This window comes from Bartonella sp. B12(2025), from assembly GCF_053795135.1.
Genome location: NZ_CP200031.1, coordinates 976,690 through 997,894, shown reverse-complemented (window position 1 = coordinate 997,894; position 21,205 = coordinate 976,690). Strand labels below are relative to the sequence as shown.

Sequence of the window (21,205 nt, the reverse complement as noted above, 5' to 3'; positions counted from 1 at the left end):
ATTCCTGTAGGAGATTTACTTTTACGGTACCTTTAGAGGCTATATTTCATCTTGAAGTTTTGAGATGATTTCGTGGATATTGCTATTATTCTTATAGTCATCAAGCCAAAAAAGGGGAGTGGATAAGTTTTTATAATTCGTTTTATAGTTTTTCACGAATTGCAACCATGTACCAATGGAGAGTGCGCTGTACTCACCGTTTGTTACGTGTTGGTATAAAGCTTTCATGATCATGGGGCTTGGGACGTCAGATCCCATAAGGCGACGGTCATTTTGTAAACGCAGTTTGAGCCACATTAAGGCAAGGGGTGAATACCATTGTTTTCCGTAACATAAAAGTGATGAAAAAAGAGAAGGGTTTTTTACAGCGTAATGTAAAGCCCATAAAGCGAAAAAAGAAGGAGCATAGAGAATTGGTTTTCTTGGTGGTACCATATTACATTGATAAGTTGGCTTAATACGATAAAAATACAATGTTATATTTGCTGTAGAAAAGAGAGGTGATATTTGATAGCACGTTTCAGGTACAGCTAAAAAGACTTGCTCTTTGTTCTTCGAAGGGGCGTTTTTTTGCATTCAGAACCGTGGTGGGGCTTGTGAGATTAGAAAAAATGTATCAATATAAAGTGAGAAGTTTTTGATACAATGCAAGCGCTCTTTAATCACAATTTTAAAAAAGCGAAAGCAATTTTTCAAAGTCCTAACTTTTAATACTGCACAATATAAAGAGAAATTTATGGCACGTCAATTTATCTATCACATGGCTGGGCTTAACAAGGCTTACGGTAATAAAAAAATTTTAGAAAATATCCATTTGTCTTTTTATCCAGATGCAAAGATCGGTATTTTAGGACCGAATGGTGCAGGTAAATCAACCATTTTACGTATTATGGCTGGGCTGGATAACGAATATACGGGAGAGGCATGGCTTTCTGACGGGGCACGTTGTGGCTATCTGCCGCAAGAACCTATCCTTGATACAAGCAAAGATGTACGTGGCAATGTGATGGAAGGTGTTGCGGATAAGCAGGCAATTGTTGAGCGTTATAATGAGTTAATGATGAATTATAGTGAGGAAACGGCTGATGAAAGTGCACGACTTCAGGATATTATTGACAGCCAAAACCTTTGGGATTTAGAAAGCCAAGTGGAAATGGCTATGGCTGCTCTTGGTTGTCCACCAGCTAATGAGGGTGTGACAACACTTTCAGGAGGTGAAAAGCGGCGTGTTGCACTTTGTAAATTACTTTTATCAAAACCTGATTTATTACTTTTGGATGAACCAACAAACCATTTGGATGCCGAGACCACGGCTTGGCTCGAAAGGCATCTGCGTGAATATCCAGGCGCAGTGCTTTTAGTTACGCATGATCGCTATTTTCTCGACAATGTAACAGGTTGGATTTTAGAATTAGATCGCGGTAAAGGTATTCCTTATGAGGGGAATTATTCTGCTTATTTGGGGGCGAAAGCTAAACGTTTGGCTCAGGAAGGTCGTGAAGAGGCTGCTCGTCAGCGTGCATTGTCACGTGAGCAAGAGTGGATAGCTTCTAGTCCAAAAGGACGGCAAGCAAAGTCAAAGGCTCGGATTAAGGCCTATGATGAGTTAGTTCAGGCTGCACGTGAGCGTCGTCCTGGAGAAGCGCAAATCACTATTCCTGTTGGAGAAAGATTAGGGCAAGTTGTCATAGAAGTTGATAATCTTTCTAAGGCATATGGCGAGCGTGTGTTAATTGATGGTCTTTCTTTTAAGCTTCCTGCTGGTGGCATTGTTGGAGTCATTGGTGCCAATGGTATGGGAAAATCTACTTTGTTTAGAATGTTGACGGGGCAGGAACAGCCAGATTCAGGTCAAATACATATCGGTGAAACAGCTCACATGAGTTATGTTGATCAGAGTCGCGATTCATTGGCAGGTGATAAAACCGTTTGGGAGGAAATTTCTGGCGGAAATGACATCATTAAGTTAGGTAAATATGAGATGAATAGTCGCGCTTATTGCGGTGCGTTCAATTTTAAGGGAGCAGATCAGCAGCAGAAGGTTGCAAATTTATCAGGAGGGCAACGCAATCGCGTACATTTGGCTAAACTTTTAAAAGAGGGAGGCAATGTTCTTCTTCTTGATGAACCGACAAATGATCTTGATACTGAAACATTAAGTGCATTAGAAGATGCATTGGAAAACTTTGCTGGTTGTGCGGTTATCATATCGCATGATCGTATGTTTCTTGATCGATTGGCAACGCATATTTTGGCCTTTGAAGGCGATGGCCATGTGGAGTGGTTTGAAGGTAATTTTGCTGAGTATGAAGCTGATAAGGTTTGCCGTCTCGGCGCAGAATCTGTCAATCTTAAGCATGTAAATTATAAGCCGCTTACACGCTAAAATTTCTTATCTTGTTTAAGCTTCATTGAGAAAACGGTGATAGTATTTGATATCGTCTTTGTTTTTCAAAAGAGAGTGCGTGCGCTGTGTTGTAAGGTTTTTGTTCATCGCATTTAATATAGAAATAGATATAGAATCTTGATTTATATTCTTCACGGAGTTTCTTATCATGCTTTATATGCTGGTGATGTATATCAGTACCTATTACTCATCAAGTTGCAACGGAAAGTCGTAAGTTTTCATACGCAGTTGGATGACTGCAATACAATTCTTTTCGCTATCATCGTGGGGGAAGGACGCTTTAGTTCTTTAGCAATTGCTTGTTTTTACATTATCAGAAAACAATACGAACAGAATAGATGCAACTATGTGCCTTCTGCTTGATTTTCTATTAATAGGAATAAATGTTTATATGGGTAGTAAGGAATATTGATGAAAAAAATAGCAAGTTTGGATGCAATGATTATACTGCTGAAAACGGTGGCAGAAGTAAGTCGTTTGCGTGTTCTTGCGCTCTTGTGTCATGAAGACTTAACGATCTCTGATTTTATTTTTATCCTTGGCCAGTCGCAGTCGCGTGTATCACGGCATTTACGTTTATTGTATGAGACACAGTTGATTGAATGTTATCAGAAGGGAGAATGGACCTATTTTAAGCTGTGTCATAGCGGTTTGGGTAAAGACATTGTTATGGCTGTTATTTCAGCTTTGCCAAAGCATGATGTGATGTTAGCATATGATTTGGCACGTTTGCTGGATGTTAAAAAACAGCATCGAAAAATGAGGAGAGAGTATTTTTTACGGAATGTAGCGCAGTGGGATGCAGTACGGTTATCATATATTGCAGATCACGCTGTGGAAAGTGCTTTACTCGAAATTGTTGGCGATAAACTGTTTGAGACAATGCTGGATATTGGTATAGATACAAGCTCTGTCTTAAAATTGTTTTCAGGTCTTTATACGTCTGCAGTTGAAGTTGCGCTTGATAGTGATGTTTTGCATCTCTCTCTTGGAGATAGAACTTTTGATTTTATAATTCTTCATTGGGCATTACATTTTCTTGAGAATCCTGAAATGGCTCTTAATGAGGTGGCACGTGTTTTGCGTCCTAATGGGCGTTTGCTTATTGTAGATTTTGTTTGCCGTGAAATTGAATCTTCGCATTCTTATCATGCTGATATGCATCTTGGGTTTTCAGATTCACAAATAAAACAATGGATTGAAAAGGCAGGGCTTATCCTGGAACAAACGGTTTCTCTTTCTCCTATGCAAAATGAAAATAATGAGAGGCTTATGGTTACACTTTGGCTTGCACGTGATCCGCGTTTACTAGTAGATGATATCAAAGACAAGAAAGTACAGTTTGCATAATCGTATTTATTAATGCGCTTTATTCTCTGATTTTTCTCAATAAAAATCGCAAAGATGAAATTTTAGTGAGTCTTTGAAGAGTTATCGCTTTTGCACCCGCATTGTGTTTTTGCATTACAGTATTGGTACTTCAATATGTGGGTGTGTAGGTTATATAACTAAAGCTACTCTTACAGAGGCGAAGCTATTAGGGTAGTCATTTAATGTGTGTTGATACAGTATTGTTTTACTGTTCAATATATTAATTTACAATGATAATTCATCGTTTTCAATTTAAATCAGAGTTCCAAATACAGAAGCATTTTCTCGTTTTAAACCTTCTGATGCACAATCAGAAGATGTCTGTTTGTGTTTCATGGGATCAACGTGTAAATAAAACCGTTTGAGAAAGGAGAAAATATGCCTCTTATGAATTGTTAAATGCAAGGCAGCTGCAACATTGGGAGCAGGTAAATATAATATGGTGCTGGCCTGTATCTTCATAAGTGTAAAGATGGTGGAGCCTAATGTACCTTGTGTTATATCTTTCACAGATGGTGTTTGCAAATGGATTGAAAGCAAGGTGAGATGTCTCTTTAAAGAAAATATGTGAATAACAGTACAATGGTGTACAGTTTTTCATGAGGAGTGTGAACCCATTAAAGAGAATAGAATACAGCAGTTTTCAGATATGGAAATTGCGAGGTTATCATTTTGCAGGAAAGTCTAAGCAGTAGAAACTGGAAAAAAATATTTTCACTCATTGTTGTTTATTATGATAACGTGTCGGAATTTATTGCTGATTGTAAAATAATCCGTGGTCACTTTAGATGCAGAGAGTAAATAATGCTCAGGGTTTTATTTTTTGTATAATTTTAAAGTATTAAAAGGTTCATGTTTTTATTGTTGCGGTGAGGACTGTTGAACAAGTGACTGCTGCTTTTGTACGCTTTGCCTTTTATAGGGACATAGAAATCGCTTATATTTTAAACTTTTACGGTCACGGAAGTTTCTGGAAAAGTTATTATAAACATTGCGATAATTGATGATTATAGATTCTTAGACATTAATTGAAATAAAATTGCTTCAAATTGGATCATTTAGAATTTTTTTTGCCTAATTTTTTCCACTTTTAAAAGATTTATAATTTTTTTGTGTTTTTTTGCGTGGAATATGGTAAGAATTTCTTGTTGTTTAAAATATTTTATTCCATAGCAAGATTATTACATCGGCTAGTAGTTGGTGTGAGAGGACGATCTGGGAACCTCCTCCCCCCCCCCGCGTGGATCCCTTAGATTGTCTGGCCTGGCTGAGGATTTTCTCAGCCAGGCTTTTTGAGGTTTGGTGTTAAAGTTTGATGAAGTACTAGGAAGAGAGGTATAGGCACTTAGCGTTGTATAGCGTATGGTGCATAAGGAGAGGCATTGAGAGTTATTTGACAGTTGATGCTGTTACAGTATTTTAAGTGTTTAAGTAAGAGATAATAGAGCCTTACGGTTATCGTATCGTTTCTATTTTGTTTGTGTTTCTCATTTTTGTTACCAGTTTTTTTGCTTCTTAAAATATTACTGTTTATCAGTTTTTATTTCCCTGATCTTTTTCTTCTTAGTAGGTTAATATAACAGGAAGTACGGTTTTAGAAAAATTGGAAGTGCCTTTTCTTGATGTTATAAAGAGCCTCTTTAAGATGAATTCTCAATGATAAAAGCAATGAATTGAATAAGTTGCTCTGAGGTATGATTGCCGCTACTTTTGCAAATGGTTAGAACGGTGAGTAGCCTCATAAATTGAATGAAATTTTTGCTATGGTTCTATCAAAAACAATTTCTTGTTTTTCCGTTGGTTATCTTACTTTTAGCCATTTCTTTAAAAAATTGTGCGTTTACGGCGTATCTTAAAGATATTTTTTGCGGACTTTATGATATCTATTTTCTGTATGGTTCCTGAAGATCAGGATGGTACGTGCAAGGGTGAATAAATCGTCCTATGCAGGTAAAGTATTTGAATGGGGATGCGTAATATAATTTTTATTTCAGATGGTATTGGGGTTGTTTGTGCTTCCTCTTTATAGAGTTAAAACAGATAATAATAACTGTTAAGCTGTGCTATACGATAAAGACTGATATGTTTGCACATATTTATGAGTTTCACATACATACAGCGATTGGTTTCGTCAGATGGCTTGTCTGGCATAAAATTTTTTTCAGCGGGTGCTTACCAGCTAGGAATTGATAACGGTTTCTATTCTTATTAGAAGTTTTGCGGTGTCGAGGGCATTCGGTGAAGGTACTCTAGTTTATATCGTTTTTTGCGATTGTGCAATTAACTTCAATAAAGGTTTTAGTAATCATATGTAAAAAATGGTAGAAGTATTTTAAATTGCTGTTTTCGTTTTCTAAAAATTTTCAGTATTGTCTCTGTATCAGCAATTGATAGAGTATATCATCTTTTTATCATGTTTAAATCTTTGTTATAGTTTCTTTATTTTTTGATATTTTATGACATATAGAAATATATAATTGATAAGTTAAGTGATTTTCTTTTGTTGTGAAAATTTATCTTGAAATTGTCTTAATATTTTCATTTTCAAGCCGCTCTTTAGCTTTCTTTTTATTTACAATGCACTCGCAAAGCCTTTGTGGCTGTGATTTGAGAGTGTCGTAATGAAGAGAAAGAAAATGCAATTTTTGAAAATCCTTTTAAGTGCAGCATTTGCTGTATTTTTTGTGTTTAAGATAAGTGTGGCTCGTACTGTCTTAAATGTTGCAAACTCAAATGAAAGCTCAGTGGCTGTTGCTTTTAAGGTTTCTGTTCGTCCTTATGAGTCTCTTATTCAGAAATTTGCAAATAAATATAATGTTCCCGTTAATTTAGCACATGCTGTTGTAAGAGTTGAAAGTAATTATAAGGCACGTATAAAGGGAGCCGCTGGCGAAATAGGTTTGATGCAAATTAAACCATCTACTGCGCAAGGGTTGGGTTTCAATGGTTCTTTGCAAGATCTTTATGATCCTGCGACCAATCTTGAATATGGTATGCGTTATTTGGCGCGGGCATATAAACTAAGTGGCGGAAATACATGTGGCACGATCCTTAAATATAATGCAGGTCATGCTGCAAAAAAAATGAATTCCATTTCAGCAAAATATTGCTCAAAAGTGAAAACTTATTTGGCTTCATTAAAATGAAAATACACTTTAAAGGTGATACATTTTCTTGAACAGATTTGTAAAATATCTTGGGGGAACTATTTTCACTTGACGAAAAATGTTTTATAAATGCTCTGTCAGTCGGCTGGGCAGCCGCGCTTGTTTAATGCCTAAAGGCAGCAGGTGAGGAAAGTCCGGGCTCCATGGAAAAACGGTGCCGGGTAACACCCGGCGGGGGCGACCCTAGGGAAAGTGCCACAGAAAGCAAACCGCCTATTTTTGTAGGTAAGGGTGAAAGGGTGGGGTAAGAGCCCACCGCGCATTCAGTAATGAGTGTGGCAAGGTAAACCCCACCGGGAGCAAGACCGAATAGAAATGACGCGCAAGGTTTAACTTGCAGCCGGTTTCCGGGCGAGTCATTTGGGTAGGTTGCACGAGGCGGATGGTAACATCCGTCCTAGATGAATGGTTGCCATGTAGAGTGTAAGCTTTACCATACAGAACCCGGCTTACAGGCCGACTGATATTTCATAATTGAACTTTTTTTTACATAATTGATATTGTGCATAGTTTTTTCTGTGGAGTGTATATTTTAAAAGTGTGCACTTAAGTAAAAGATATTTTTTATGTATAACATTTTTTTAAGTATAATGCGTTAGGATGTGCATCGAGTTAACTTCAGTTTTATTTTCTTTCATAATAGAGGTGAAAGTTGGAGTTTTGATTATTTTGACATCAGTTGCCATTGATGGCTATCGATTTGAAAAAGCATACATCTAGACGGATTATTGTGACAGAGCAAGGTCATAGAGCTGAACGCCATATTCCAGTGTTGTTACAGCCAGTTTTAGCTGGGCTTATGCCATTGGTTGGATCAAGAGTAATTGATGGCACCTTTGGTGCTGGTGGTTATACGCGTGCTCTGTTAAATGCAGGTGCGGAAGTTATTGCCCTTGATCGTGATCCTCATGCTATTGGCGAGGGACAATTGCTTGTTGATGAGTTTTTTCCACGACTGCGTTTGGTGCAAATGGAGTTTTCACAGTTGGATCGCGTTGTTGAAGAGAAGGTGGATGCCGTTATTTTGGATATTGGTGTTTCTTCAATGCAGCTCGATGAAGCTGAAAGAGGATTTTCTTTTCAAAAAGATGGTCCACTGGATATGCGAATGGCTCAGACTGGTTTTACAGCCAGTGATGTTGTGAATTGTTTAAAAGGTGATGAGTTAGCTCGAATCTTTAAGATATTAGGAGAAGAGCGCTATGCGGGTCGAATTGCACGGATGATTGAAAAGCGCCGCTGTGTTCAGCCTTTTTTGCGTACAGGTGATCTTGCTCATGCCATCGAGGCGTTGGTGGGGCGTAAACCAGGAGATCGCATTCATCCTGCAACGCGTGTATTTCAGGCTCTTCGCATTTATGTTAATGATGAAATTGGTGAACTCGCACGTGGCTTATTTGCTGCTGAACGCGTTTTAAAAGCAGGAGGCCGTTTGGGCGTTGTGAGCTTTCATTCTCTTGAAGATCGTATGGTCAAAAGATTTTTTTCTGCTCGTTCAGGAAAGCGTATGAGATCGCGCTATTTTCCTGAAATAGAGACGGATCCAGCAACATTTACTCCTCTGTTTAAAGGCGGGATAACCGCAAATGAAGAGGAGTTGCAAAAGAATCCTCGTTCACGTTCTGCGAGGTTGCGCATTGGTGTGCGTACTGAAGCGGATAGTCTGGCTGCGGATATGAAATTATTTGGTTTTGCAGAGATTGCTAGTTTTGAAAGTGTCAAGAGATGACAGTTTTTCGTACATTTGATATGATTTTGGTGATGATTATGATTTGTATGGCGGGTCTTACTTATAAGGTGAAATATGATGTCCAAAAACGGATGAGTGAAGTTCGTCATCTTGAACATGAAATTGCTGCAGCAAAAAATACAGTGAGTTTGCTTTATGCTGAGTGGGCTGTGATGATAGAGCCTTCACGCATGCAAAAACTTGCTAAGCGTTATCAAAAAGAGCTTGGTTTAGAGATCATACAGCCTCGCCAAATCGTAGAGTTTGAGGATATTCCGGTACGTGTGCATGATAAAATTGAAGAAGTGATTAAACAAAATATCTTAGAAGAAGGTCAGGATATTTTGGCGAACAATCGTGCTTCTCAGGTGGACGACGTTGTTCGAAAAGGCGCGCGGTGATGAAATCATTATTTTTATTTTCGCAGAAGAAAAAGCACTTAAATAACCAGTTGAATGTTCATGACCTTTCTGTTCGTCGCCCGTATTCTAGTCGTCCACGTTTACTTTTTTCTTTGTTCTGTTTTCTTATTTTATACGGCATTATGGGGGCTTGTCTTATTTCTTATGGGCTTGAAGGTGGGCAGATTGAAGAAGCAAAAGGGCCAAGAGTCCTTCAATTGACTGCACGGCCTGATATTATTGATCGTAATGGTCGTTTATTGGCAACAGATATTAAAACTTATTCGCTTTTTGCTGAGCCACGACGTATTATTGATGTGGATGAAACCATTGAATTGCTTGCAACAGTTTTGCCTGATCTTAATTGGCAGGAAACTTATAAACGCCTAAAAAAAAAGTCTAGTTTTTCTTGGATTCAGCGTGGTTTAACGCCAATGCAGAAGGCGCAAATTATGGCTCTTGGTATTCCAGGAATTGGTTTTCGTACTGAAATCCGCCGTTTTTATCCAAGTGGATCGGTGATTTCACATATTCTTGGTATGGTTAATGTTGATAATCAGGGCATAGCAGGCATGGAAAAATACATTGATGATGCTGGCTTGAGTGCTTTGCGCGCTGCTGGTCTTGCAACTGAAGAATCATTAAAGCCAGTTCAGCTTTCGATTGATGTGCGTATTCAGACAATTGTTCATAATGAACTTATTGAAGCAATGAAGCGTTATAAGGCAATTGCTGCAGGAGCAGTTATTTTAAATATACACACCGGTGAAGTTCTTGCTATGGTATCTGTACCAGATTTTGACCCTGGAAATCCTGTTGAAGCTTTGAAAAGTGATCGTTTAAATCGGATGACTGCTGGAACTTTTGAAATGGGATCTATCATTAAAAGTTTTACAACCGCAATGGCACTTGATTCAAATATGTTTCATTTAAATAGTATCATCGACGCTTCAAAACCAATACACGTAGGTAGAGGGTACACTATTCATGACTTTCATGGGAAAAATCGTCCCTTAACCTTGTGGGAGGTTTTTATTTATTCCTCTAATATTGGTTCTGCTAAGGAAGCACTAGCGATAGGGGTTGATGGACATCGTGACTTTTTGAAACGACTTGGTTTACTTGATCGACTGACAACAGAATTGCCTGAAGTTGCACATCCTATTCTGCCGTACCATTGGCAAGATATTCATTCTATGACAATTTCTTTTGGGCATGGTATGGCAACAACACCCTTGCAAACAGCAGTAGGTGCTGCTGCTTTAATGAATGATGGCTGGCTTATTGAACCTACATTTTTAAAACGCACAAAAGGACAAGCTTTGCAACATGCGAAAAAGGTCTTACAGGCTGAAACGAGCCAAAATATGCGTTATCTTTATAAATTAAACAGCAATATTGGTTCTGGACGTAATGCAAAAGTAGAAGGTTATCGCGTTGGTGGTAAGACAGGAACAGCCGAAAAAGTTGAAAATGGAAAATATTCTAAAATAAAAAACTTCAATAGCTTTCTCGCTGCTTTTCCTATTGAGAATCCTTCCTATGTTGTTTTAACAATTATCGATGAACCTCAACCTGAAGAGGGGAAAAGATCGGCAACAGCAGCAATGAATGCAGGGCCGATGCTTGCTAATATTATTCGTCGTTCAGCTAGCTTTTTGGGAATAAAACCAGATTTTGAAAAAGAATACGAGCCTATTTTAAGTACAAAGAATAGTTCAAGATTAGTGAGACAACAGCAAAATTAATATAAAGGTGCGTTATCATGTTGTTTGGAACAGTTTTTACGGAATCTATTGAAGATGAGAGTTTTTCTTCAATAGAAGTAACAGGAATAAGTGCAGATTCTCGGCAAGTATTGCCGGGCTATGTTTTTGTAGCTGTTCAAGGAAAGCAAGATGATGGCAGACAATATATAAACGACGCTATAAAGCGTGGTGCACGAGCGATTGTTACGGATTTTAACGTTGTTCTTGAGGATTTATCTGTTCCGGTTTTACGTGTTTGCGATGTTCGTCGTAGCTTAGCGGTTGCAGCTGCACGTTTTTACGGCTCTCAACCTGAAACCGTAGTTGCTGTGACAGGTACAAGTGGAAAAACATCCGTTGTCTCTTTTGTTCGGCAAATTTGGACTCATGTTGGATTATGTGCTGCCAGTATAGGGACGGTAGGCATTGTTTCTCCTAACCGAAATGATTCTGGTTCTCTCACAACACCTGATCCGGTAGTTTTACAGCGCCTACTTTATGAAATTTCTAATGAAGGTGTTACACATGTAGCTCTTGAAGCATCTTCGCATGGCCTTGATCAAAGCCGACTTGACGGGGTACGTTTATCTGCTGCTGCCTTTACTAATTTAGGACGTGATCATATGGATTATCACACGTGTGTAGAAGATTATTTACATGCTAAAATGAAGCTGTTTGATACGCTTTTGCCTCAAGATTCTCCTGCTTTGATTTTTGCGGATGATGTTTATTCATCAAAGGTTATAGAGACTATCACACAAGCACGCCGCCGTGTCTTGACAATTGGGCGTAAAGGGAAATTTATCACTATTAATCGTATTGAACATCAACGATCGAAACAGCGTATTGAGTGTCGTGTGGAAAACAATATTTATACATTTGATTTGCCTTTAGCTGGAGATTTTCAGGTAATCAATGCGCTTTTGGCGGCGGGATTAGCAATTGCAACAGGTCTCTCTCCTAGTAAGGCTTTTCGTTCGCTTGAAACTTTGCAGGGAGCACCTGGTCGGTTAGAGTTGGTTGGAAAGACGGAAAATAATGCTCCTGTTTATATAGACTACGCGCATAAACCAGAAGCTTTGGAGCAGGTATTGCTTTCTGTTCGCCCCTTTACGCAAGGACGTTTAATCCTTGTTTTTGGTTGCGGAGGTGATCGCGATCAAGGAAAAAGACCTTTGATGGGAAAAATTGCAGAAAATAAGGCTGATATTGTTATCATAACTGATGATAATCCTCGTATGGAAAAGCCAGAAAAAATCCGCAAGGATATTTTACAAGCAGCGCCAAAAGCAATAGAAATAGCAGATCGAGGTGAAGCTATTTATTATGCAGTGGGACTCCTTAAAGCTGGAGATACATTAATCATTGCTGGAAAAGGTCATGAGAATGGTCAGATTATAGGGCAAAAAACATATCCTTTTTCAGATCGTTTGAAAGTGATTGATGCTTTGCAGGAACGAAATAGATGACAGCTTTATGGGATAAAGAAGCACTTGTTGCAGCAATTGATGGTTTTGTAGTTGGGAGTATACCAGAAACTTTTTCTGGAGTTTCCATTGATAGTCGGACTCTCACAGAAGGTGATATTTTTTTTTGTATTAAAGGGTATCGTCTTGATGGGCATGATTTTGCTGTGCAAGCTTATGCACGAGGTGCAGGCGTCCTTATTGTTGCAGAAAATCGTTTGGCTGAAATGGAAAAAATATCTGCTCCACTGATTGTTGTTCCTGATGTGTTGCAAGCCTTAGAAAAACTTGCGCAAGCCGCACGCAAACGTTCAAGAGCTAAGATTATAGCGATAACAGGCTCTGTTGGAAAAACAACGACAAAAGAAGCTCTGAAAAAAGTGCTTGCAACTGTTGGGAAGGTTCATGCGAATCTTGCTTCTTTAAACAATTGCTGGGGAGTGCCGCTTACTTTGGCGCGGATGCCTATGGATAGTGATTATGGTATTTTTGAAATTGGTATGAATCATAAAGATGAAATTCGCCCCTTGGTTAAGTTGGTTCATCCGCATGTTGCTTTAGTTACGCATATTTCTGCGGGGCATATGGGTTTCTTCAAAAATCTTGAAGGAATAGCAAATGCGAAAGCTGAAATTTTTGAAGGACTGGATGAAGATGGTATTGCCATTTTAAATGCAGATAATGACTTTTTTTCTTATTTAGTCCAAAAAGCAAAGCAATGTGGTGTGAAAAAGATCTTAAGCTTTGGTGAAACTGAAAACTCTGATTATCAGGCGAGAGACATACATCTTTTAACAGATTGTTCCTCTATGGTTGTACGTATTGGGGGGCAAGATAGGATGATTAAAATTGGTGCTCCCGGACGACATATTATACAAAATAGTTTAAGTATTATTGCTACTTGTAATGCCATTGGCATTGATTTGGAGCGTGTTTTTCTTTCTTTAAGCCACTTTTCTCTTCAAAAGGGGCGTGGTGTTCGTTATCGATTGTCATTACCAAATGGAGGTGAATTTCATTTAATTGATGAAAGCTATAATGCTAATCCCGCATCTATGCGTGCTGCTCTTGATCTGCTTGCTACAGGGCCAGTAGGAGAGTGTGGTAGGCGAATTGCTATTTTGGGTGATATGCTGGAGTTAGGAGATTATAGTGAAAAGCTTCATCGTGATTTAGTAAAGCCAGTATATTTTGCTGGTGCTAATCCAGTTTTTTTATTTGGTAAGGCTATGAAGTTTTTAGCCACTGATCTGTCCGCATATGTTAAGGTTCATTATGCTGAAAATGTTGAAAAAATTTTACCACTTATTTTTGCAGAAATTTCCTATGGAGATCTGCTTATGATTAAATCATCCCGTAGTCTTTATTCATCAGATATTGTGACTGCACTTTTGGATCATTATAAAATGGTTTCTCTATAATTTTAATAGGTTTTTTATACTATGATGCTGCTCTTTTCTTTGTTTAGTGATTGGTTCCCAGGGGTCAATGTTTTTCGTTACATTACTTTTCGTACTGTTGCAGCTATGCTCACATCAGGGTTAATTGTGTTTTTGTTTGGTCCTAGTATCATTGCTTCTCTTAAATTGCGGCAGGGAAAAGGACAGCCAATTCGAGCCGATGGTCCTCAAACGCATTTTAAAAAGGCTGGAACACCTACTATGGGCGGGTTGATGATTCTAACCGGCATTGTGGTATCGGCGCTTTTGTGGTGTAATTTATCCAATATTTATTTTTGGGTGTCATTGTTTGTTATGCTGTCTTTTGGGGCGATAGGTTTTTATGATGATTATCTTAAGGTAACAAAACAAACGGAAAAAGGATTTTCAGGTAAAGCACGGTTAAGTTTGGAGTTTTTGATTGCAGCAGTTGCGGCTTTTATTATCTTACAAGTTGGTTCACCTGGATTAGCTTTGCCCTTTGTGAAAGATTATTTTATCAATTTGAGCTGGTTTTTTATTCCTTTTTCTGCTTTTGTCGTTGTGGCGACTGGTAATGCAGTTAATTTGACTGATGGTCTTGATGGTCTTGCTATCGTTCCCGTGATGGTTGCGGCCTTGTCTTTTGCTCTGATTTCCTACCTTTCTGGTAATATAAATTTTGCTGATTATCTACAAATACATTATGTATCGGGGACAGGTGAACTGGCTGTTTTATTGGGAGCTGTCGTTGGTGCTGGTCTTGGCTTTTTATGGTTTAATGCACCTCCGGCTGCTATTTTTATGGGAGATACTGGTGCGTTAGCGCTTGGAGGACTATTGGGTATTGTCGCTGTAGCAACCAAGCATGAAATTGTTTTGGCTCTTATTGGTGGGCTTTTTGCTCTGGAAGGGTTTTCAGTTGTTATTCAGGTTGGTTATTTCAAATTAACAAAAAAGCGTGTATTTCTTATGGCACCGATACACCATCATTTTGAGAAAAAAGGATGGACTGAAAGCCAAGTGGTGATACGCTTTTGGATTATTTCGATTGTTCTTGCTTTGATTGGTCTCTCAACACTTAAATTGCGGTAAAACTTTGATTTCTGTTACGTGTTATAAAGGTCAAAGAGTTGCCCTTTTTGGATTAGGGCAATCAGGATTAGCTGCTGCGCAAGTCTTGATCAGTGGCGGTGCAGAAGTGGTTGCGTGGGATGATAACCCTTTAGGTGTACAAGCAGCTTTTCAGAAAAATATTCCAACGAGAGACCTTCAGTATGAAGATTGGTCAGAGTTTGTTGCATTGATTTTAGCGCCTGGAGTTCCTTTAACTTATCCTAAACCCCATTGGGTTGTTGAGAAAGCACGTCAAGCAAATATAGAAATTATCGGTGATATTGAATTATTTGTTCGTGCGCGTAACCATTTTTTACAGCAGCATGGTTTTTGCGATCAAGATGTTCCGTTCATTGCTATTACGGGCACAAACGGGAAATCAACAACGACAGCTTTGCTTGCTCATTTGTTGGAACAAATGGGCTATGATGTGCAGATGGGTGGGAATATTGGAACTGCAATATTGACACTGAAGCCATTTGTTAAAAAACGCATTTATGTGATTGAATGTTCATCGTTTCAAATTGATCTCACACCCTCTCTTAAGCCAACCATTGGACTTTTATTGAACCTAACACCTGATCATATTGATCGCCATGGAAGTTTTACTCGTTATGTGCAAGCCAAAAGGCATTTAGTTGCTGGGGCTTTTCGTGCTTTTATTTCAGTTGATGATGCAGCTTGTCAGGCTTTGTATCAACAATTGGTTCATGAAGATCATCAAGTTGAAGTAATTTCAAAGGAATATTTTGTTGAAAATGGTTTTTATGCGGATGGCACTAAGCTCTTTTCTGTTTGTCAAGGACGACGTCATATGCTTGCAGATCTCGCTCATATGACTGCATTGCGCGGTAGTCACAACGCACAAAATGTTCTTATGGCATTAGCAACATTGCAGGCTTTAAAAATAACTGATCCGCATATAGAAAAACATTTAGCCGGTTATAAAGGGCTGGCTCATCGTATGCAGCAGGTGCGTAAAATAGGATCAGTTTTGTTTATCAATGATAGTAAAGCTACAAATGCAGATGCTTCAGCTCCTGCACTTTCTGCTTTTAATGATATTTTCTGGATTGTTGGAGGGCAGGCAAAAGAAGGCGGGATTGAGACTCTTAGAAGATTTTTTCATAAAATCCGTAAAGCTTATTTGATCGGGACTGCAGCGAAAGAATTTGCTGGCGTTATTGGATCTTCTTTTCCTTTCTCGATGAGTCTAACTTTGGAAAATGCGGTGCACGAAGCTGCCGCTGATGCAATGCGTTGCAAAGCAAAAGAGGTTGTGGTTCTTTTTTCACCCGCCTGTGCAAGTTATGATCAATTTAAAAATTATGAAATGCGTGGGGAGGCATTTGTTTCTTTTGTTATGCAGTTAAAAGAAGCATGAATTTTAAAAAAATGCTTTTGCGTTAATACTCCAGAATCTTTTTCTGTGTAATTCAGTTTTTGAAGTGCTTGCTAAAAAAGTGGGAACCATATCACTTTGAGCAGCGTTATGAAAAGGATAAGGTGGATATAATGGTTACGCGTGCGGATAGAGACCCAATTGCTAATTGGTGGTGGACGATTGATCGCTCTATCTTTGCAGCTTGTTTAATTTTAATGGGGATTGGCATTATGCTATCTTTTGCTGCGAGCCCCACTATTGCAAAAAAAATCGGAATTGCTGATAGTTTTTATTTTGTTCGATGGCATATCATTTTTAGTATTCCAGCGTTTTTTACGATGGTTACTGTTTCTTTTTTCTCGCTTCGTAATATTCGCCGTTTGTGTGCCCTTTTGTTAATTGCAACGCTTGTTCTTATGGTTGCAACCTTATTCGTTGGTCCAGAATTAAAGGGAGCAAAGCGTTGGATTCTTATATTTGGTTTTTCTGTACAAGCTTCAGAATTTATGAAGCCAGCCTTTGTGGTGATGTCCGCTTGGCTTTTTTCAGAACAAATACGAAGTAGAGGTATTCCCGGTTACACATTAGCTGCTGCACTTTATGCCTTTTGTTGTGTGCTTCTTGTTTTACAGCCTGACATTGGTCAAACACTTTTAGTGAGTGCAACATGGGGCGGTCTGTTTTTTGTTGCTGGTGTGCCCCTTATCATGATTTTCTTGTTTATCATTTTAGGCATTGTAGGAATTGTTTTAGCTTATTTTTTTCTTCACCATGTGCGCGAACGTATCAATGTTTTTTTGACAGGTGAAGGCAATACCTTTCAAGTGGATGTAGGACGTGAGGCTATTTTAAATGGCGGTTGGTTTGGGCAAGGCCCGGGAGAGGGAACGGTGAAACGTATCATTCCTGATAGCCATACAGATTTTGTTTTTTCCGTTGCTGCTGAAGAATATGGTATTATCCTTTGTTTATTAATTATGGCGCTTTTTGGCTTTATCGTTATGCGCTCATTGTATATAGCGTTGAATACGCGTGATTCATTTATACGTCTTGGTATTACTGGCATAGCTATGATGATTGGCTTTCAATCAGGGATTAATATGGCAGTTAATCTTCATTTAATGCCTCCAAAAGGTATGACATTGCCATTTATTTCTTATGGTGGTTCATCGATGGTGGCGATTGCACTTTCAATGGGTATTTTGCTTGGTTTAACACGTCGCTGGCCAGAAGCACGCCTTTCAGCTTTTTCCTCTCCTTCTATTTTGGGTACAGCGTATGACTCGTAAAAAAATTATTGTTTTAGTGGCAGGTGGTACAGGTGGGCATCTTTTTCCTGCAGAAGCAGTTGCTGTTGAATTAAGGCGGCGTGGATATGATGTTCATTTGATAACGGATGAAAGAGCTAAACGTTTTGTACGTTGCTTTGATAAAGAGCATATACATTTGCTTTCATCAGCAACATTTACACGACGCAATCCTTTTGCACTTATAAAAACATTTTGGGCTTTGTTAAAGGGAATGGGGCAATCGCTAGCACTTTTTTACAAATTGCGTCCTGTTCTTGTCGGTGGGTTTGGAGGGTATCCTACCTTTCCTCCTCTTTTTGTTGCTGCTTTAACAAGGCGCATAACATTTATTCATGAGCAAAATGCCATTATGGGGCGTGCCAATCGGGCATTGGCAGCTTTTGTGCATGCAATAGCAGGTGGTTTGTTGTCGCTAAATAATCCTTACGCTCATAAAACACTTTTGACTGGTAATCCTGTGCGTGAGGCTGTTCTCAAAGCAGCAGAAATTCCTTATCATCCTTCAGTTAGTGAAAAGCCATTTCATTTCTTGGTTTTTGGTGGCAGCCAAGGGGCATCTTCTTTTTCAAAAATTGTTCCGGAAGCAATTGCTTTGCTTGATGACAAGATACGTAAACGTTTACGAATTGTTCAGCAGGTTCGGAATGATGCTGAAGAGCTGATAAAAACCTATCACAAGATGGGTGTGCAAGCAGAAGTTGCATCTTTTTTTGATGATATGGCTGAACGTATGGCGCGATCTCATTTTATTTTATCACGTGCTGGTGCCTCATCCGTTTGTGAAATAGCTGTGATTGGTCGACCCGCGTTGCTTATCCCGTATCCCCATGCTTTAGATCACGATCAGGCAGCAAATGCAGCTTTGCTTGCTAATGTAGGGGGGGCCCAAATTATATCAGAAAAAGATTTAACGGTGCAAAGACTTGCTTCTCTTTTAACAGAAGCCTGTTGTGCGCCGTGCGTATTGGAAAAACAAGCGCTTGCTGCAAAAAAAGTTGGACAACCCCATGCAACAAATCGCCTTGCTGATATGGCTGAGGCGTTGATTGCGCGGCGATCGTTCTCAGATATAAAAGAGGAGTTTTTTGATGAAAATGCCGCTTAATATAGGTATTATCCACTTTATTGGAATTGGTGGTATTGGTATGAGTGGAATTGCGGAGGTTTTTCATAATCTTGGCTATAAAGTTCAAGGCTCAGATCAAGTTAATAGTGCAAATGTTGAACGTTTACGGGGAAAAGGAATTAATATTCATATAGGTCATCACGCTGGCAATTTAGGGGATGCAGAGGTTGTTGTTTTTTCTACTGCCATTAAAACAACGAATCCTGAGTATATTGCTGCGAAAGAAAGGCATTTGCCGCTTGTGAGACGTGCGGAAATGCTAGCGGAGCTAATGCGGTTTCGTCGAGCAATTGCTGTTGGTGGTACGCATGGTAAAACAACGACCACATCAATGGTAGCAGCGCTTCTTGATGCCGGTAGTTTTGATCCAGTGGTTATTAATGGCGGTATTATCAATGATTATGGCACGAATGCTCGTATGGGGGAAGGCGATTGGATGGTCGTTGAAGCTGATGAAAGTGATGGTACATTTTTAAAGTTGCCTGCTGATATTGCTGTTGTTACCAATATCGACGCTGAGCATTTGGATCATTACGGGAGTTTTGGTGCTGTGCGTCAGGCTTTTCGGCAATTTGTAGAAAATGTTCCTTTTTATGGTTTTGCTGTTTTGTGTCTTGATCACCCAGAGGTTCAGTCATTGGCTAGTCGTATTGATGATCGTTGGGTGATCACTTATGGTGCAAATCCACAGGCGGATGTTCGTTTTCTTAATCTTTCGATGGATGGTCAAAAAACGCATTTTGATGTTCTTGTCCGTTCGCGGAAAACAGGTAGAAAGACTGAGTTAAAAAATTTGATTTTGCCAATGTCTGGGCAACACAATGTTTCTAATGCGACTGCAGCGATTGCTATTGCTCATGAACTTGGTATTTCAAATGAATCTATAAAAAAGGGTTTAGTAGAATTTGGTGGAGTTAAACGGCGTTTTACGCAAACAGGAAGTTGGCGTGGCATTGAAATATTCGATGATTATGGGCATCATCCTGTCGAAATAAAGGCTGTTTTATGCGCAGCGCGTGAGAGTGCAAAAGGGCGTGTGATTGCGATTGCACAACCACATCGTTATTCACGTTTGTATAATTTATTTGATGATTTTGCTGCTTGTTTTAATGATGCAGATACAGTGTTGATCACGCCGGTTTATGCAGCAGGTGAAGAGCCAGTCGCTGGTTTTGGTGCTAGAGAATTGGTAGAACATATTCAAATGGCCGGTCATCGTGATGTGCGTTTGATCCATTGTCTGGATGATGTTGTTTCAATTATCTCTGCATTTGCTAAGTCGGGGGATTATGTTGTTTTTCTTGGTGCTGGCAATATCACACAGTGGGCTTGTGCGTTGCCTCATCAATTGGCGGTGCTTGATAGCGATGATAAATTTTCAGCTCATTGATGGTGAGGCGCTGTTGGTGCGATTGCAACCAGCGTTAAACGGAATAAAAGGCAAACTTACGCCTAATGTCGCTATGCGTAAGGTGACGTGGTTTCGCACTGGTGGACTAGCAGAGCTTTTTTATCAGCCTGCTGATGAAGCGGATTTAGCTCTTTTTCTTCAAAATCTACCCGAATCTATCCCTGTAACAATGGTGGGGATTGGTTCTAATCTTCTGGTGCGTGATGGGGGAATTCCTGGTGTTGTTATTCGTCTTTCGGCCAAAGGTTTTGGACAAGTGCAGCAAGTTTCTCCAAAGCGTTTTTTGGTTGGTGCTGCTACGGCAGATAAACATTTAGCAGCGGCAGCTTTAGAAGCCGAGATTGCGGGTTTTCATTTTTATCATGGTATTCCCGGTAGTCTTGGAGGAGCACTAAAAATGAATGCAGGGGCTAATGGTGTCGAAACAGCTGCGCGTGTTATTGAAGTCTATGCACTTGATCGTAGAGGACAGCGTCATATTTTTAGTTTGAAGGATATGCATTATTCCTATCGTCATTGTGGTATTTCTAAAGGTTTTATTTTTACTTCTGCTTTGTTGGAAGGACAACCAGGAAATAAAGACAATATTCGTGCAGCCATGGATGAAGTTGTTCGTCATCGGGAAACAGTACAACCTGTTCGCGAAAAAACAGGTGGATCAACTTTCAAAAATCCTGACAATATATCTGCATGGCGAGTTATTGATGAAGCAGGGTGCCGTGGTTTGCGGATTGGTGGGGCTCAAATGAGTGAAATGCACTGTAATTTTATGATTAATACAGGGCGAGCAACAGGCTATGATCTTGAAGTATTGGGAGAAACAGTGCGCGCTCGTGTTTTTGCTCATTCAGCCCATCTATTACAGTGGGAAATTCAACGTATCGGCCAATTTGAACAAGGCCGTAGTGTCTCTTCTTTCGAGCAGTTTTATTAATTTATCCAGTGTAATAAAAAATTGAGTCATTTCAAAGAGATAATAAAAAAAATCCATTAAGAATCAATAAATTAACAAAGAATCTCTTGCGTCATGCGTTTGAGTCTGATTCATTAGGAAAAACGCTAGATTATTGATTCGCAAGGATAAATCTTGGTATTTTCCGTATATGGTGTCTATGGTTTCTATGTTGTCTATATATAGTGTACCAAGGAGG

At 39.2% G+C, this 21,205-nt stretch carries 15 protein-coding genes and 1 other RNA gene; 15 read left to right on the top strand and 1 reads right to left on the bottom strand.

Annotation, left to right across the window (positions count from 1 at the left end; genetic code table 11):
* Positions 1-39 precede the first annotated feature (39 nt).
* Positions 40-576 (bottom strand): hypothetical protein, encoded by a 537-nt coding sequence (locus tag V3564_RS04380; protein WP_455480384.1) that lies wholly within the window; start codon positions 574-576, stop codon positions 40-42.
* A 160-nt stretch (positions 577-736) separates the two neighbouring features.
* On the opposite strand from V3564_RS04380, the gene ettA reads away from it, so the two are divergent.
* From ettA to murB, 15 genes are all read left to right on the top strand, one after another.
* Entirely contained in the window at positions 737-2,386 is a 1,650-nt protein-coding gene (ettA, locus tag V3564_RS04375) for an energy-dependent translational throttle protein EttA (protein ID WP_455480383.1), read from the top strand.
* A gap of 432 nt (positions 2,387-2,818) precedes the next feature.
* Positions 2,819-3,757 carry an ArsR/SmtB family transcription factor gene (locus V3564_RS04370; protein WP_455480382.1) on the top strand — a complete coding sequence of 313 codons (939 nt, stop codon included), beginning with the start codon at positions 2,819-2,821 and terminating at the stop codon, positions 3,755-3,757.
* A gap of 2,657 nt (positions 3,758-6,414) precedes the next feature.
* Positions 6,415-6,924 carry a lytic transglycosylase domain-containing protein gene (locus tag V3564_RS04365; protein WP_455480381.1) on the top strand — a complete coding sequence of 170 codons (510 nt, stop codon included), beginning with the start codon at positions 6,415-6,417 and terminating at the stop codon, positions 6,922-6,924.
* Between the two features lie 98 nt (positions 6,925-7,022).
* Positions 7,023-7,413: RNase P RNA component class A (gene rnpB / locus V3564_RS04360), an RNA gene on the top strand.
* 262 nt (positions 7,414-7,675) lie between these two features.
* Positions 7,676-8,674 (top strand): 16S rRNA (cytosine(1402)-N(4))-methyltransferase RsmH, encoded by a 999-nt coding sequence (gene rsmH, locus V3564_RS04355; RefSeq protein ID WP_455481456.1) that lies wholly within the window; start codon positions 7,676-7,678, stop codon positions 8,672-8,674.
* Positions 8,671-9,075: a cell division protein FtsL gene (gene ftsL / locus V3564_RS04350; protein WP_455480380.1), complete on the top strand. Its 405-nt coding sequence runs from the start codon at positions 8,671-8,673 to the stop codon at positions 9,073-9,075. The genes rsmH and ftsL overlap by 4 nt, the downstream gene beginning before the upstream one ends.
* Positions 9,075-10,823 carry a peptidoglycan D,D-transpeptidase FtsI family protein gene (locus V3564_RS04345; protein ID WP_455480379.1) on the top strand — a complete coding sequence of 583 codons (1,749 nt, stop codon included), beginning with the start codon at positions 9,075-9,077 and terminating at the stop codon, positions 10,821-10,823. The genes ftsL and V3564_RS04345 overlap by 1 nt, the downstream gene beginning before the upstream one ends.
* A 17-nt stretch (positions 10,824-10,840) precedes the next feature.
* Entirely contained in the window at positions 10,841-12,292 is a 1,452-nt protein-coding gene (locus tag V3564_RS04340) for a UDP-N-acetylmuramoyl-L-alanyl-D-glutamate--2,6-diaminopimelate ligase (RefSeq protein ID WP_455480378.1), read from the top strand.
* Positions 12,289-13,710, top strand: coding sequence for a UDP-N-acetylmuramoyl-tripeptide--D-alanyl-D-alanine ligase (locus V3564_RS04335; RefSeq protein WP_455480377.1), 1,422 nt, complete (start codon positions 12,289-12,291; stop codon positions 13,708-13,710). Before V3564_RS04340 ends, V3564_RS04335 begins: the two co-directional genes overlap by 4 nt.
* Positions 13,711-13,731: 21 nt before the next feature.
* Positions 13,732-14,802, top strand: a complete 1,071-nt coding sequence (gene mraY / locus V3564_RS04330) for a phospho-N-acetylmuramoyl-pentapeptide-transferase (RefSeq protein WP_455480376.1) — start codon at positions 13,732-13,734, stop codon at positions 14,800-14,802.
* Positions 14,803-14,806: 4 nt separating this feature from the next.
* On the top strand, positions 14,807-16,207 hold the full coding sequence (murD, locus tag V3564_RS04325; protein WP_455480375.1) for a UDP-N-acetylmuramoyl-L-alanine--D-glutamate ligase: 1,401 nt from the start codon (positions 14,807-14,809) through the stop codon (positions 16,205-16,207).
* Positions 16,208-16,338: 131 nt separating this feature from the next.
* The gene (locus V3564_RS04320) at positions 16,339-17,496 is read left to right on the top strand and encodes an FtsW/RodA/SpoVE family cell cycle protein (RefSeq protein WP_455480374.1); all 1,158 of its coding nucleotides are present in this window, start codon (positions 16,339-16,341) and stop codon (positions 17,494-17,496) included.
* Positions 17,486-18,622, top strand: a complete 1,137-nt coding sequence (gene murG, locus V3564_RS04315; protein WP_455480373.1) for an undecaprenyldiphospho-muramoylpentapeptide beta-N-acetylglucosaminyltransferase — start codon at positions 17,486-17,488, stop codon at positions 18,620-18,622. Before V3564_RS04320 ends, murG begins: the two co-directional genes overlap by 11 nt.
* Positions 18,606-20,033, top strand: a complete 1,428-nt coding sequence (gene murC, locus V3564_RS04310) for a UDP-N-acetylmuramate--L-alanine ligase (protein WP_455480372.1) — start codon at positions 18,606-18,608, stop codon at positions 20,031-20,033. Before murG ends, murC begins: the two co-directional genes overlap by 17 nt.
* On the top strand, positions 20,011-20,988 hold the full coding sequence (gene murB / locus V3564_RS04305) for a UDP-N-acetylmuramate dehydrogenase (RefSeq protein ID WP_455480371.1): 978 nt from the start codon (positions 20,011-20,013) through the stop codon (positions 20,986-20,988). The genes murC and murB overlap by 23 nt, the downstream gene beginning before the upstream one ends.
* The last annotated feature ends 217 nt before the right edge of the window (positions 20,989-21,205 follow it).